The 1,590-nt window shown below is 69.8% G+C and carries 2 protein-coding genes; both read left to right on the top strand.

The window, feature by feature from the left end; all coding sequences use genetic code 11:
* Window positions 1–869, top strand: an 869-nt coding sequence (gene cbiB / locus WEB03_RS16800) for an adenosylcobinamide-phosphate synthase CbiB (protein WP_368072071.1), incomplete at its 5' end; no start/stop codon positions are given.
* On the top strand, window positions 866–1,590 hold a 725-nt coding region (locus WEB03_RS16795; RefSeq protein WP_368072070.1), incomplete at its 3' end, for a cobyric acid synthase. The genes cbiB and WEB03_RS16795, both read left to right, overlap by 4 nt.

Genomic DNA, 1,590 nt, shown 5'->3' with positions numbered 1-1,590 from the left:
AGCTCGCCGAGCGGCTGGAACGCCGCTGGTACGCCGACGACCACCTCGCCGGCATCTTCTACGTCCTGGTGCTCGCCGGCGGGGCTGCCACCGCGACCCGGATACTCGAACGCGCGCTGCCTGGACCAAGCCGGTTCGTGTTCTGCAGCCTGGTGACCGCGACCGCTCTCGGTGGGAGCAGTCTGGGATGTGCTGCGTCCCGGATGGAGATGTTGTTGCGCGGCGGAGGCCTCGAAGCCGCCCGTAGCCACCTCGGCTGGCTGTGCGGCCGTGACGCGACCCTGCTGGACGCCGACGGTCTGGCTCGGGCGACGATCGAGTCGGTGGCGGAGAACACCTCGGACGCGGTCGTGGGCACGCTGGTCTGGGGCGCCGCGTTCGGTCCGAGCGGGGTCGTCCTGCATCGTGCCGTGAACACGCTCGACGCGATGGTGGGCTACCGAAGTTCGCACTACCGGCGTTTCGGATGGGCGACCGCACGGCTCGACGACGCCGTGAATCTCCTACCGGCGCGGCTGACCGCGCTGCTGACGGTTGCCTGTGCCCCGATCGTCGGCGGCCGTCCCCGCGACGCCTGGCAGACGTGGCGACGCGACGCTGCCAGCCACCCCAGTCCGAACGCCGGACCGGTCGAGGCCGCGACCGCTGGGGCGCTGGGCGTGACCCTCGGCGGCGACATCAACCGCTACGCCGACCACCATGATGGACGCCCCGCCATGGGAGACGGACCGTCACCGACCGGCGCTGACATCCCACGTGCCGTGCGGTTGTCCGCCGCCGTGGGGTCGACCTCCTTGATACTCACCGTGGTGATCGCGTCGCTGTGTGGCCGTGTCGTTTCGATCAGTCGGCGCGGGGGCGGAGCATGAGCGGGGCGATGCTGGTCGCCGGCACCACCTCGGACGCGGGCAAGAGCGTCCTGGTCGCCGCCATCTGCCGGTGGCTGGCACGCGAGGGGGTGAAGGTCGCCCCGTTCAAAGCCCAGAACATGGCGTTGAACTCGGCCGTCACCGCTGACGGTGCCGAGATCGGTCGGGCACAGGCGGCCCAGGCCGCAGCGGCGATGGTTGAGCCCGAAGCGGCGATGAACCCCATCCTCATCAAGCCGACCGGTGATCGCCACAGCCAGGTCGTCGTCATGGGACGGCCGGCTTTCGAAGCCGGCGCACGCGACTACCACGAACACCGGCACACCCTGCAACCGATCGTGATGGACGCTCTCGCTGACCTACGCGCCCGGTTCGATGCCGTGATCTGCGAGGGAGCGGGCAGCCCGGCGGAGATCAACCTCCGTGCGCACGACCTGACCAACATGGGTCTCGCACGGGCCGCGGACCTCCCCGTGATCGTGATCGGGGACATCGATCGTGGCGGGGTGTTCGCAGCCCTGTACGGGACGATCGGATTGCTCGAACCCGCGGATCAGGCGCTGATCTCCGGGACGGTCATCAACCGGTTCCGCGGTGACGCCGGCGTCCTCGCACCGGGACTCACCCAGCTCGAGCAGCTGATCGGCCGTCCGAATCTTGGGGTGTTGCCCCACGTCGACGGGCTCTGGCTCGACGCCGAGGACTCACTGGCGATGGACCG

The sequence above is a fragment of the Nitriliruptor sp. genome (assembly GCF_040882075.1).
GTDB lineage: Bacteria > Actinomycetota > Nitriliruptoria > Nitriliruptorales > Nitriliruptoraceae > Nitriliruptor.
This window is presented reverse-complemented; position numbering and strand designations above follow the sequence as displayed.